The sequence below is a fragment of the Jutongia sp. SJQ-6 genome (genome assembly GCF_054161275.1).
The window spans coordinates 2,826,873-2,838,989 of record NZ_CP195314.1; the positions used below are offsets into that span (position 1 = coordinate 2,826,873).

General features: G+C 42.6%; 9 protein-coding genes. All 9 read left to right on the forward strand.

All coding sequences use genetic code 11. The annotated features are described in order from the left end of the window. Positions 1 to 230: 230 nt before the first annotated feature. Positions 231 to 1,301 (forward strand): leucine-rich repeat protein, encoded by a 1,071-nt coding sequence (locus ACSAJE_RS12725; RefSeq protein WP_458009286.1) that lies wholly within the window; start codon positions 231 to 233, stop codon positions 1,299 to 1,301. 251 nt (positions 1,302 to 1,552) lie between these two features. Continuing rightward, on the forward strand, positions 1,553 to 2,155 hold the full coding sequence (locus tag ACSAJE_RS12730) for a TetR/AcrR family transcriptional regulator (RefSeq protein WP_458009287.1): 603 nt from the start codon (positions 1,553 to 1,555) through the stop codon (positions 2,153 to 2,155). A 33-nt stretch (positions 2,156 to 2,188) separates the two neighbouring features. Continuing rightward, the gene (locus ACSAJE_RS12735; protein WP_458009288.1) at positions 2,189 to 3,976 is read left to right on the forward strand and encodes an ABC transporter ATP-binding protein; all 1,788 of its coding nucleotides are present in this window, start codon (positions 2,189 to 2,191) and stop codon (positions 3,974 to 3,976) included. Continuing rightward, complete coding sequence (locus ACSAJE_RS12740) at positions 3,973 to 5,706, forward strand: ABC transporter ATP-binding protein (RefSeq protein ID WP_458009289.1); 1,734 nt, start codon at positions 3,973 to 3,975, stop codon at positions 5,704 to 5,706. Before ACSAJE_RS12735 ends, ACSAJE_RS12740 begins: the two co-directional genes overlap by 4 nt. 158 nt (positions 5,707 to 5,864) lie before the next feature. Beyond that, the gene (locus ACSAJE_RS12745) at positions 5,865 to 7,643 is read left to right on the forward strand and encodes a CDP-glycerol glycerophosphotransferase family protein (RefSeq protein ID WP_458009290.1); all 1,779 of its coding nucleotides are present in this window, start codon (positions 5,865 to 5,867) and stop codon (positions 7,641 to 7,643) included. Positions 7,644 to 7,645: 2 nt separating this feature from the next. Beyond that, complete coding sequence (locus ACSAJE_RS12750) at positions 7,646 to 8,389, forward strand: IspD/TarI family cytidylyltransferase (RefSeq protein WP_022024869.1); 744 nt, start codon at positions 7,646 to 7,648, stop codon at positions 8,387 to 8,389. Positions 8,390 to 8,483: 94 nt separating this feature from the next. Next, positions 8,484 to 9,557, forward strand: coding sequence for an NAD-dependent epimerase/dehydratase family protein (locus ACSAJE_RS12755; RefSeq protein ID WP_118506875.1), 1,074 nt, complete (start codon positions 8,484 to 8,486; stop codon positions 9,555 to 9,557). A gap of 108 nt (positions 9,558 to 9,665) precedes the next feature. Continuing rightward, on the forward strand, positions 9,666 to 10,931 hold the full coding sequence (gene leuC, locus ACSAJE_RS12760; RefSeq protein WP_118506876.1) for a 3-isopropylmalate dehydratase large subunit: 1,266 nt from the start codon (positions 9,666 to 9,668) through the stop codon (positions 10,929 to 10,931). 32 nt (positions 10,932 to 10,963) lie between these two features. Next, on the forward strand, positions 10,964 to 11,455 hold the full coding sequence (gene leuD / locus ACSAJE_RS12765; protein ID WP_022024866.1) for a 3-isopropylmalate dehydratase small subunit: 492 nt from the start codon (positions 10,964 to 10,966) through the stop codon (positions 11,453 to 11,455). Positions 11,456 to 12,117: the final 662 nt, after the last annotated feature.

Below are 12,117 nucleotides of genomic sequence, written 5' to 3' on the forward strand. Positions count from 1 at the left end.
TTTGAAACTCCAGTATGCGCAGAAATCATGCGCAAGTATTATGACATAATAAGCAATATGTGGTCGTGTGAGATAATTTTGGAAGTGCGAAATTTGAGTGATTAATTGATGGCATATGAGATTCAATTCTTAAGAATTCTTAAGATGGTATCGAAGTTGTTGACTGGGGTGGGTATCTGTGATGTACTAGAGATGTAACGGAAAACTTTAGAAAGGTGAGGGTGAATTTTATGAAAAAGTGGTTTTTGGCTTGTGGTATTATTGTTATTGCAATTATGGGACTTCAATTAACGGCGCAGGATGTATCCGGTGCAGAGCACATCAATAATCAGGTTGCTTTGGAAACAACACAGACAATGATGAAAATTCAAGCAACGCCAAGACCTCTTGAAATGTATGATGCAGATGGGTGGAAAAAGTATTATGTAAGTGGAGGTTATCAATACACATATATAGGGGCTGGAAAGGGGATTCGCATAGAACGATTCAGCGACAATTCGCCATGGAGTAAGTCCAAAAAAGTGATTATTCCATCGGAGATAGATGGACATCCTGTCCGGAGATTGGCAGCCAATTCATTTAGTCAAAATTCGTATATAGAAGAAGTGACCATTCCTGATAGTGTAGAGGTAATTGGAGGTCAGGCATTTATGATGTGTAAGTCATTACAAAGAGTTTATATTGGAAAAAACGTAAGAAAGATAGATAATGATGCATTTTATATGTGCAGGAAATTGGAAAAAATAAGTGGCGGAGAGTCATTAAAAATGTTAGGATTACGTACATTTCAGTATTGTGAAAAATTAAGAGTATTGCCGTTTAAAGAAAGATTTTACAAATTGGATTTTGGTGAAATGTTATGCGGGAATACTGGAATACAAAATGTCTCATTTGATAAGAATGTTGTACTGGCGAATGGTTTATTTAGGGGCTGTAGACGGCTGAAAACAGCAAATTTATCTAAAATACAAAATAGTGAGTGTACAGATGATTTGTTTAGAGATTGTATAGCACTAAGACAGGTTAAGATAAATAAAAACTGGAAGTATATAGAAAATCGAATTTTTTACAATTGTCGTAATTTAACATCAGTTAATATACCAAGTAAAGTAAGGAGGGTGGGGTCGAAAGCATTTGGAAATTGTAGAAGCTTAAAAAAAATAAAGATGCCTAAATCTGTGAAAAAAATAGAGAAAGATGCATTTAAAGGCTGTAAAAAGCTTACACTTTATGTGAAAAAGGGGAGTTATGCGCACAAATATGCCAAGAAATATCATGTAAAGTATAAATATTGGAAATAGGACTATCGGAAGCTCAATGCGCCGTTTCCGTAAAAATATAATAATTAAGTTATGACGATATTGAGAAAAGTTGATCAGTAACTATATTGTAAAGCATAAAATAACAGTGTTACAATAACACTGTTATTTTATTGCGTAAATATTGTTGTGATGTGTCGTAGAGTATTTTAATAGTGAATGTTTGCATTTTGGTAGAAAGAACATAGTGTGTGGCCAAATAATTATTGCGCAGAAGAAAAAGGAGGGATCACATGAGACAAGAATCAGCCGGAGTTACAGAAGCACTTCTTGACAGTGCACGTCGGGAATTTATGGAACATGGTTTTCATGGGGCGAGCCTGCGGCGGATTTCGGCGGATAGTGGTGTGAGTACCAATTCTATCTATACGCGTTTTGGAGACAAGGCAGGGTTATTTGCGGCTGTCGTTGGACCGGTGGCAGATGGGCTGATGGAGTATTATCTGACTTGTGTGGATCAGGCAACAGATACACAGGACTCTTCCAGTGCCATGGAGACGGGAGAAGAGGGGACTGACGGGGTGCTGCGATATATTTATCAGAATTTCGATGTGTTCTACTTGATCTTTTGCAGATCGGCAGGAACGGAGTATGAGCAGTATTTTGATCGGCTGGCGCAGATTGAAGAAACCTACTATCGAGCATTTGCCGATAAATATGCCAAGAGTCCGGAACAGATCACGGATTTTTTTGTCCATGTGATTTGCCGTACCGGTTGGCAGTATATTTATGAGATCGTGTCACATAAACTGCCTTTTGAAGAAGCAAAGGTGTTTATGGACAACATAAAACAATATCGTTTTGCTGGCTGGAAAGCCGTGCTCGGCCACGAGTAAAGCAAAACACCAAGAATGGAGGGACAATTTTCAATGGAAAAGAAAAAACAGAGTGCATTGTCAAGATTGATGGACTATGCCGGAGGACATAAGTATTTTACCTATGCTTCCCTTGTGCTGGCAGCGGTCAGTGCGATCATTGCACTGGTGCCATTTTATGAGATCTGGCGTATGTTGAAGGAAGTGTTAGAGGTACGTCCGCATTTCGAAAATGCGGTTTCTTTGAAACAATATGGTTGGATGGCTGTTGGTTTTGCACTGCTAGCGATGGTATTTTATATCGTAGCGTTAATGTGTTCTCACAAAGCGGCATTTCGCGTGCAGGCCAATATGCGTATCAAGTTGATGCAGCATATTATGAAACTGCCGCTTGGTTTCGTTGAATCCGAAGGCAGTGGAAAGATTCGTAAAGTGGTTATGGAATCAAGTGCAGCGACAGAAACATTTTTAGCACACAATCTGCCGGATAAGGCAGTGTCTATTGCAACACCGATCGGTTTGCTCGTGATGATGATCGCCTTTGACTGGCGACTGGGTATTGCTAGTTTGATCCCGGCAGCATTGGCATTTATTCTCATGGGAAGTTTTATGATGGGACCGAAAATGGCAGAAGATATGAAACAGTATCAAAATGCGCTGGAATCAATGTCTTCGGAAGCGGTAGAGTACGTGCGAGGTGTTCCGGTGTTAAAAACGTTTGGACAAACGATTTTTTCCTTCCGACGTTTTCGCCATGCTATTGATGAATATGAGAAATGGACATTAGGATATACCAAAAATATGATGTTGCCGATGGTATGTTTTACAACAGCGTCCAATGGAATCTTTGCGGCATTGATCATTGCAGCGTATTTATTTAGTGGTCATGGAGTGACGGATACATTTATCTTGAACATATTCTTTTATATTTTGATCACATCCATATTGACGGTGACTTTGATGAAGATCGCATATGCCGGAGAGTCGCAAATGTTAGTAGAGGATGCATTGATGAGAATGGATACGATTTTGGAGATGCAGCCACTTCCTACAAATGAGGTAAACGTTCCGAAAGATTCTTCGGTTGTCGTAGAAAACATTCAGTTTGCTTATCCAAATACAAAGAATCTGGCTTTGGATGGTGTGAGTATGCAGATCCGGTCCGGAGAGCATATCGCTTTGGTCGGACCATCGGGAGGAGGCAAGACAACATTAGCTTCTTTGATCGCCCGTTTCTGGGATGTGAAATCCGGTGCTATCAAACTGGGCGGTGTCAATGTGAAAAATATAAGCGGTGATGAGTTGATGGATCAAGTGTCTTATGTATTTCAGGACAGCAGACTTTTGAAGATGAGCATTTTGGATAACGTGCGCATGGGACGCCCGGATGCAACGGACGAGGAAGTCATGCAGGCGTTAAAGGATGCACAGTGTATGGATATTATTGAAAAGTTCCCGGATGGCGTACATACGATGATCGGTTCCAAAGGAATTTATGTTTCCGGTGGCGAGAGCCAGCGTTTAGCCATTGCACGAGCATTTCTCAAAAATGCACCGATCCTGATCTTAGACGAGGCAACAGCATTTGCAGATCCGGACAATGAACGACTGGTGCAGCAGGCATTTGAAAAACTTTCCAAAGGTAAGACGGTGATCATGATCGCCCACCGTCTGTCAACAGTGACGGCTGCAGATCAGATTTATGTGCTTGCCGATGGCAAAGTTGCCGAACATGGCACGCACGAAGAACTGCTTGCCAAAGATGCTGTTTATGGACATATGTGGAAAGAGTATAACAGATCTGTAAACTGGCAGGTAGGAAAAGGAGGTGTTACAGCATGATCGAAAGATTACAACATAAATATGCATTATCCGAAAAAGGTACCAAAGATATGTTACGTGCCTTTGTTGCAGTTACTATTGCCAATCTTGTCCTTATGCTTCCGGTAGGACTTTTGTATTACTTGGCGTCCTATTTACTGGAAGGTGATGTTCCAAGAGCAAAGATTCCATTTTTTACGGTTTCGATTATAGTAGTGCTGATTTTGATCGCTGCGTCTACGGTGTTTCAATATATGTCTACTTTCTATTCGACTTATGTAGAAAGCGGTGTCAGACGTCGTACTTTAGCAGAAAAACTGCGCAAGATCCCGCTGTCTTTCTTTGGTAAAAAAGATTTGGCAGATCTTACGAACACGATCATGTCCGACTGTGCATTGTTAGAGACAGCCAGTTCCCATTGGATCCCAGAGCTTGTGGGTGCTATTATTTCTACAACACTGATCGTGATCAGCTTGTTTTTCTTTGATTGGAGAATGGCGTTAGCGGCGGTATGGGTTATGCCGCTTGCTTTTCTGATCGTATTGTATTCCAGAAAAGTTATGGGAAAAGTATATGAACGCACCATGCAGTACCGCATTTCCTGTCAAGATGGTATTCAGGAAGGTCTTGAGACATTGCGTGATCTTCGTTCTTACAATATGACAGACGCTTACATGTCCGGACTGGAAAATAAGATCAAAGCGGTAGAAAAAAATGCTATGTTTGTAGAATTTACCAATGCAGCATTTGTATGCTCTGCGCAGATGATCTTAAAGCTTGGGATCGGAACCGTTGCAGTAGTAGGAAGTGCTTTGTTACTGAACGGACAGATTACGGTCCTTACGTTCTTTATGTTTTTACTGGTAGTGACACGCATGTATGAGCCACTGCAGATCTCTTTGCAGAATCTGTCTGCCATTATTAGTGCAGATACTAACTGCAAACGTATGGATGAGATTTTGTCGTATGAGGAGCAGGAAGGTAACGAGGAGTTGACGAACGATGGTTATGACATTCAATTTGACCATGTTTCCTTTGCATATAAAGATGGTGAGCAGGTATTATCGGATGTCAGCTTTATGGCCAAGCGGGGTGAGGTTACTGCGTTGATCGGGCCGTCCGGTGGTGGTAAGACAACAGTAACACGTCTTGCAGCCAGATTTTGGGATAATGACACAGGAAGTATCACGGTTGGCGGTATGAAGGTTACAGATATTGATCCGGAGAAACTACTTTCGTTATATTCCATTGTTTTTCAGGATGTTACTTTATTTAATGATACGATCATGGAAAATATCCGTATCGGCAGACAGGGCGCAACGGATGAAGAAGTCATGGAGGCTGCAAGACTGGCACACTGTGACGAATTTGTAGAGCGTATGCCGGAGAAATGGAATACGATGATCGGGGAAAACGGATCGGAACTTTCCGGTGGAGAGAGACAGCGTATTTCCATCGCCAGAGCGTTCTTAAAGGATGCACCGATCATTTTGATGGATGAGGCAACGGCATCGCTGGATGTTGATAATGAATCCTTTATTCAGGAATCCATTTCGAAACTGATCTGTGACAAAACGGTGTTGATCATTGCACACCGTATGCGTACTGTGGATGGTGTTGATAAGATCGTGGTACTTAAAGATGGTACAGTCGCAGAGCAGGGAAGTCCTGCTGAGTTAAAGCAGACCGATGGTATTTACAAGCATATGGTAGAGATGCAGATGGAATCTGCCGCTTGGCGATTTGAATAAGAGAATGGATTTGGTATAACAGTGGCTTATGGCTGCTTAGATTGACAGTTACAGAATATGATGATAAACTAAAAAATAATGCCCACATTTCGCATTTTTTGTTGAAAGACTGTCTGATATATAGCAGTCAGCCTGCGAAAAGTCGGGATAAATAGGAAATGGAGAATACCATGGACAAAGAGATCATGATGGAAGACCGGATTTCGTCAAGACGACTTACTGTGACGATCACGAAAATCTGGTGGGAACGAATCATTGTGCATATCGATTTACAGCTTACGTATGCGGATGAGTCGTTAAAAGGTGAAAAATTTGATGTATATGCCGTGGATCAAAACTTTCATGCCAAAGCACGATTTAAGCAGACGATTGTGGATGAAGAGCATATTCGACTGTCAATGAATATGACAAATCCGGGGAACTGCGAATGTCTGCCGATGGGAAGTTATTTCTTTTATGTTTGCCGCAAGCAGGAGATTTTGGCAAAATGTGTGATGGCGCATGAATTGGTTCCGGAGGCAGAAAATGTATCGCGTTCTTTCCTGCATAACAACCGGACGAGAGGTTATCTTGTAAACTTCTATGTCACGGAAGGGGAAAATGATCTTCCGCTCCTAATGCATATCATGGATGCGATGAAGGTCAGCATGGAACAGGAAAGCAATGGTGAGATCGTGAAATCTGCGGTGACAGATCCAGCGATCAAAATGAAGAAAAATGCAGGCCGGATGCGTTGGAAAGCGTATTATCACGGTCAGGTTAAGAAGTATAAAGACCGTCAAAAGGTGATCATGTTTATGACGGAGCAGAGCGATACGCTCGGGACGAATCTGCAGGCGGTTTATGACCGAATGTGTGAACGTGGATTGGATAAGGAATATACCATTCTTTTTTCCGCAAGACCTGCTTCTTATATCAGACAGGCGCGCAGCTCAACCAAAGAGCTGCTCCACAAATTAGCACAGTGCGATATGGTATTCATTGACGATCATGTACCGCTTTTTGACTGGCTGACATTAGATAAACGGACAAAGCTGATACAGCTATGGCATGCGGGGGCGGGCTTTAAGTCCTCCGGTTATAGCAGATGGGGACACTTGGGATGTCCGGCACCAGTGAGCTGCCATAGACAATACCGCTATGGAATCGCCGGTTCCAGACAGATCGGGAAGTTCTTCTCTGAGGTGTTTGGCATTAATGATGATCAAATCTTGCCAACCGGTATGCCGCGTATGGATGAGTATCTGGATGAAGCCTTTCGTGAGAAGAAAACGGCAGAGCTTTATGAACAGTATCCAATGTGTAAAGGTAAAAAGGTGATCTTGTTTGCACCAACCTACCGTGGCAAAAACCGTAAAACAGCCTATTATCCGTATCACATGATCGATTTTCAGCGATTGTATGATTTCTGCGGAGAGGAATACGTTGTGTTATTCAAGATGCACCCTTGGGTGAGCGAGGCGGTACCGATCGAAGAGGCTCATAAAGACCGCTTTGTGGATGCTAATAAATATCCAAATATCAATGATCTGTTTTATATTACAGAGATATTGATCACGGATTATTCGTCCAATATATTTGAGTATAGTTTGATGCGTAAACCAATGCTGTTTTTCGCATTTGACAAGATCCAATATTCTTTTTCAAGAGGGTTCCATCGTGACTATGAGGAAGCGGCACCGGGTAAGGTCTGCTATACCTTTGCACAGATCATGGATGCACTCGAACAAAAGGATTATGAATATGAAAAAGTTGAACAATATGTAGACAAGCATTTTGACTATATTGATAGTCATGCGTCAGACCGCGTGATTGACTGGATCCTGCTTGGAAATATTCCGGAGGACATTCAGAAAAAACTGCGTCATATTGAGAAAGTAAACCAAAGACTTCCTCTGCTTAATTTTAGCGCATTGGAGGAAGAAGAAAGGAGTTAATTATGAATATTGCAATGATCTTTGCCGGTGGTCGTGGAGTTAGAATGGGTTCCGGTATTCCAAAACAGTTTTTGGAGATTCACGGAAAGCCGGTACTTGTGCATACATTGGAGCTCTTTCAGGAGCATGATATGATCGACAAGATCTATATTTCTGTATTGGAAGACTACATTGGTAAGACACAGAAATTAGTAGACCGTTATGGATTGGATAAAGTAGTATCGATCATTCCGGGTGGTGCAACTGCTCAGGATTCCATCTACAATGTGTTGAAAGATGCAGAGAAAGAAAATGATGGGGATTCTATCGTGCTTTTGCATGATGGCGTGCGTCCGTTTGTATCCTATGATACGATCAAACAGAACATTGAAAGTGTACAGAAGTATGGCAGTGCGATCACCTGCACAGCTTGCTACGAGACAATCTTACTCAGCAAGAGCGGTGAGAAAGTAGATTCTGTACCATATCGTAAAGATACATTTGCGGCACAGGCACCACAGAGTTTCCGCTTAAAAGATATTATTGCAGCCCACGATGAGGTGCGTGCGATCAATCCTTCGTATGAAAATATGGTAGATGCCTGCACGATCATGACAACGCTTGGCAAAGAAGTGCATATGATCTCGGGCAATCGTGGTAATATTAAGGTTACTACACCGGAGGATGTATATATGTTCCGTGCGCTGCTCAACTACAAAGAGAATGAGCAGACGTTTGGTATCGGCCTGACGAACGGAATTCGTTAGCAGACAGCTTAAAAGAAGTATGAAGTATAAGGATGTAACAGATGGACGACAGAAATGTTTGTGAAATTTGATTACGGATGGAAAGGAAAACTACATGAGTAGAATAGAAAGTCCGGATAACCGGGTGCTTCAAGAAGATTTAGAGCGTGCCGCAGCGCTTGATCTGCCAATTGAAGCGTTAGACGGCAGTCGTATTTTTGTGACAGGTGCAACGGGATTGATCGGCTCACAGCTCGTTAAGTTTTTGTTGTGCCGCAACCGTATCTGCCATTGCAATACGACAGTCATTATTTTTGCGCGCAGTAAAGAAAAAGCGTTAAAGGTATTCCCTTATTTAGAGGAAGAGGAGCATTTGGAGATTGTGCTTGGAGATATTTCAGAGCCGATCTGCTATGATGGAGACATAGATTATGTGATTCATGGGGCAAGTCCAACGAGTTCCAAATATTTTGTCAGTCATCCGGTAGAAACGATCGGTGCGGCAGTGGATGGCACTCGCTATGTGTTAGAACTTGCCAAACAGAAACAGGTAAAGGGTGTTGTATATCTGTCATCACTCGAAGTGTATGGAACTCCTGCGGAAGATGCGGGTATGATCACAGAGAAAGATTATGGATATATTGAGCCACTCAGCGTACGAAGCAGTTATTCGGAGGGAAAGCGTATCGTTGAGTGTTTGTGTGCATCTTATGCGAAAGAATACGATGTTCCGGTCAAAGTTGCCAGATTATCGCAGACATTTGGAGCAGGCGTAGCTTACGATGATGGCCGAGTATTTGCTGAGTTCGCACGCTGTGCGATCGAGGGCAAAAATATCGTGCTCCATACTGAGGGCAAGACGGTTCGTACATACTGTTACACGATCGATGCTGTTACGGCATTGCTTACCATTTTGGCAAAAGGGCAGGCTGGAGAGGCGTATAATGTTACGAATATGGATACGGCGATCTCAATATATGATATGGCAAAGTTAGTCAGTGGAATCTTGCCGGAGTCGAATATTGCGGTGGAACGTGACATTCCGGAAGATCTGGCAAGTTTCGGATACAATCCGGAGATGATCGTCAAGCTGGATAGTACGAAGTTACAGGAACTTGGCTGGAAGGCGACGGTTGGCTTGCGTGAAATGTATGAGCGCCTGATCGAAAGTATGAGTCTGGTACATTAGATCTGAGTAGAGTTTAGAACGTACAGGCAGAGCGTATTGATATTGACAGAGCCGGTACATGGATTTGAGATCAGAGGCTTGAACAATAGAAAGAGAGGAATACTAATTATGGGAATGACAATGACACAGAAAATTCTTGCAGCACATGCAGGTCTTCCTTCTGTAGAAGCAGGACAGTTGATCATGGCAGATCTGGATCTGGTATTAGCAAATGATATTACAGGACCGGTTGCTATTCATGAGGTTCAGAAGTTAAATAAAAAGACAGTATTTGACAAAGATAAAGTAGCATTGGTGCCGGATCACTTTGCACCAAATAAGGATATTAAGTCTGCAGAACACTGCAAATGTGTTCGTGAGTATGCCAAAGAGCACGACATTACGAATTATTTTGAAGTAGGTCAGATGGGTATCGAACATGCGCTGCTTCCGGAAAAAGGATTGATCGTGGCAGGTGAGACCTGCATCGGAGCAGATTCACATACATGTACTTACGGAGCGCTGGGAGCATTTTCTACAGGTGTAGGTAGTACAGATATGGGATGTGGAATGATTACTGGACAGGCATGGTTTAAGGTGCCTTCTGCCATCAAGGTAGTGCTTACCGGCAAACCATCCAAATGGGTAAGCGGTAAAGATGTGATCCTTCATCTGATCGGTATGATCGGTGTAGATGGAGCGTTGTATCGTTCCTTAGAGTTTACCGGTGATGGAGTGAAAAATCTGTCTATGGATGATCGTTTTTCCATTGCTAATATGGCAATTGAGGCAGGTGCTAAGAATGGAATCTTCCCGGTAGACGACAAGACGATCGCTTATATGGAAGAGCATTCTACAAAGAAATATACAGTATATGAAGCAGATGAGGATGCGGTTTATGATGAAGAGTATGTCATTGACTTAAGCAAGTTAGAGCCAACGGTTGCGTTCCCTCATCTTCCGGAGAATACTAAGACGGTGAAAGAAGCGGGAGACGTTAAGATCGATCAGGTTGTGATCGGATCTTGTACGAATGGTCGTATTGAGGATCTTCGTACAGCGGCAGAGATCCTCAAAGGCAAAAAAGTTGCCGATGGTATCCGTGTGATCGTGATCCCGGCAACACAGGCAATTTATATGCAGGCAATTGAAGAGGGCTTAGTGCAGACCTTTATTGAGGCAGGTGCTATTGTCAGCACACCAACTTGTGGACCGTGCTTAGGTGGCTATATGGGAATCCTGGCAGCAGGTGAGCGTGCAATCTCTACAACAAATCGTAATTTCGTCGGACGAATGGGTCATGTGGATTCCGAGGTGTATTTGTCCAGCCCGGCAGTGGCAGCAGCGAGTGCGGTGACCGGTAAGATTTCTGAACCGGCAGAACTTGGTCTTTAATCAATTAATGTGAGCAGTGAAAGGAGATAAACATGAAAGCTTGTGGTACAGTACATAAATATGGAGATAATGTAGATACAGATGTAATCATTCCGGCAAGATATTTGAATTCTTCAGATCCGGCAGAGCTTGCTAAGAGTTGTATGGAGGATATTGATCCGGATTTTGTAAAGCGTGTGCAGAAGGGTGATATTATGGTAGCCAACAAAAACTTTGGCTGCGGTTCTTCCAGAGAGCATGCTCCGATCGCGATCAAAGCATCCGGCATCAGCTGCGTTATTGCGGAGACATTTGCACGTATCTTTTATCGCAATGCGATCAATATCGGTCTTCCGATCATTGAGTGCCCGGCTGCAGCCAAAGAAATTGAAGCAGGGGACACCGTTGAGATCGATTTTGACAGCGGTATGATCTATGACAAGACAAAGGGAACCGAGTATCAGGGTCAGGCATTCCCAGAGTTTATGCAGAAGATCATCAAGGCAGAAGGCCTCATCAACTACATCAACGAAAATACAAAATAACAACAGCACACATAACATGTACGCGGCAGGAATTGACATCAATTCCTGCCGTTTGCACGTGTCAGCCACCCAAACTTCCCTTATCAATGGTCAATGTCAGACCACATGTTGCTTATTATGTCAATGGATACTAAGTATTTTGCAGCCGCTACATGGCGATTTCTGCCGTCAGAGAACTATAGTAATTGCCTTGCCGCATTTTCGTTTTAGGTGATTTCTAGATTTTGTTGTCTCTGATGCTTGATTTACATGCCTTACGGAGAACTCGACGTCCCGGAAGCAAGGTAATCATCATTTTTGAAAGGGACTTTGCGCTCGTCGTTACTTATGTCTCGTGTTTCAGAGACATTAAGTAACGTGACGTAGCGCATCGTAGCGAAAGCGTCCCGTCCAAAAATCGATGATACCTTGCTAAACCGGGACATCTCAGACATTCCGTCAGGCATGTATTCATCAGAGACTTAACAAAATAAGAAATCACACAAAAACTCTGCGTTCTGCGGCAATTATCTTAGTTCGCTGACGGCAGAATAAGTTAGTTTATCGGTTGCAAAATATCATATTTATTATTGATATAATAAGCAATATGGGGTCGTGCGGATGTCTTGGGGATGGGAAGTTTGGGTTATTGAGAAAAAAAGGAAAGATTTATTGGTTTTGAG